This window comes from Opitutus sp. ER46, from assembly GCF_003054705.1.
Classification (GTDB): Bacteria; Verrucomicrobiota; Verrucomicrobiia; order Opitutales; family Opitutaceae; genus ER46.
The window spans coordinates 1-1,495 of record NZ_QAYX01000003.1 but is presented as its reverse complement, the minus strand read 5'-3'; the positions used below and the strand labels follow the sequence as shown (position 1 = coordinate 1,495).

Here is a 1,495-nt window from a genome sequence, read left to right as displayed (position 1 = left end):
CCGGAGCCATGCAGTAGGAACTTCGTTTAGGTGGCAAATTGGGGTCGGTCTTCTACTGCATTGCAGTTGGGTAAGGGGCAGAGGATTTTTCCCCAAAGTGTTGACCACCATTTTCGATGGCGTGGAGGGATGGCGAGTTTGATGACGGTTTTGCGCGCGGGGTGACTGATGATGCCGGGCGTATTGAAGAGCCAAAATCGCAGCGATTGCATCGTGGCTTTGGACTGCCAGCCGAGGTGCCGTTGGAAGAGCACCATCAGGTTATAGGTGACCGTCGCTAGGCTGAGGGCCGCTTCGGTGGCCCAAAACTTCTCCAGACAGAGACTGGTCAGGGCAAAGCCGCTTTGCAGTTCCTTGATCACGTTCTCGCAATCCGCGCGGCCGTTGTACTCCCGCCACACCGCCAACGGAGTCACCGACTCGGGCAGACTTGTGACGAACGCCTGGAACACATACCCCGGCACCTCCAGCAGCTTCTTGCCTCCCGTCGACTGCCGTTCCTTCACTCGCCGCCGCAGCAGGATCAGCCGGCGCGCCCGTTGCCAGCCCACCGCCTGATGGTAGCACTCCGCCACCGCGGTGTCCGGGTCTTCGGTCTGCTGCCACACCATCTTGTGCCGGATCAGGCTTTGCACCTTCAGCGTCAGCTTCGCCACCACGATGTACGGCAGCTTCAGCTTCTCCCACAGGTCCAAAACCTCCGCGGCGTAAAACCCACTGTCCGCACGCACCAGCCGGATCCGCAGATGCCGCGGCAGGTTGCTGTACAGTTCGCAACAAAACGACTCCACGTTGTTCGCACACGCCGTGTTCCCAGGCCGCAGCCACAACTGCACCACCAGTCGTGCCTCCGCCAGCACCGCCAGCAGCGGGTGCAAACACGGCGCCAAACCCTGGCGGGTGTAGCCCACCTTCACCCCCTCCTGATGCCCGTCCTCGTGCAGCAACCGCGTCGAGTCCAGATCCAACGCGTACCCGGATTTCAAGGACGGCAACTGCTCCAGCGCCCACCGCCACAGCGTCCGAAAACACCGCAGGTTCGCTCCCGCCGATTCGAACCCCGCAAAAAACCGCGACAGCGTCGCCTGGCTCGCCACCCGCCGGATTCCCACCAGCTCCGGCACCACCGGATCAATCCGCAGATACGCCACCTGCGTCAGCTTCCGCGCCTGCACCACCAGCCCATGCACAAAACCCAGCGCTTTCTCCACCGGCGCCAGCGCGTTGTTCGACTGCGGTATCCCATGCGGCAGCGCATCCTTCAACACCCCTCGCCACCTCTTCCCATGCACCCAACTCCAAAACGTCGCCGTCCCCGCGTGCCCACTCAACTGCTGCTCCGTGTACCTCACCGCCATTGCCTTCCCCTCCACTTTAAACTCAATTTCCTCCGCCACCGTCTGGTGAAGCGGGCTGTCGCCCTTCGATTGGTTCTTTTTCATTCAACCCCAATCACTTCTCAGACGGTGGCTCCCTTTCAACCGCATCGTTTCGG

Annotated in this window: 1 protein-coding gene; it reads right to left on the bottom strand. The window is 61.6% G+C overall.

All coding sequences use genetic code 11. The features are described from left to right. Window positions 1–26: 26 nt before the first annotated feature. Window positions 27–1,442 carry an IS1380 family transposase gene (locus tag DB354_RS00015; RefSeq protein ID WP_107833380.1) on the bottom strand — a complete coding sequence of 472 codons (1,416 nt, stop codon included), beginning with the start codon at window positions 1,440–1,442 and terminating at the stop codon, window positions 27–29. Window positions 1,443–1,495 lie beyond the last annotated feature (53 nt).